Here is a 299-nt window from a genome sequence, read left to right as displayed (position 1 = left end):
AGCATTGACCGTACTCGTCGCACGACCACTGACAACTCATCGAGCCCTATATCTCTCCCAGAGAGTCGGTCGATCACCACCTGTGCCTCATCACGAAGCTCCTCGAAGCTCGCACCGGCCAGTGCTGCTGTAAACGCCTCATCATCGAGATGAAACCAGTCAATGTCACTCATCACTCACTCTCCTTAATCTGTCCTTGTAGTGCCACGGACCCATCGCTCATCAAGGCACTCACATACCTTTCTCGCCCTACCTCCTCGACCGAAGTCAACCATCGACCGTCGAGAGCTTGAAGAATT

This window comes from Ferrimicrobium sp. (assembly GCF_027364955.1).
GTDB lineage: Bacteria > Actinomycetota > Acidimicrobiia > Acidimicrobiales > Acidimicrobiaceae > Ferrimicrobium.
Note: the sequence above shows the minus strand (reverse complement) of the source record.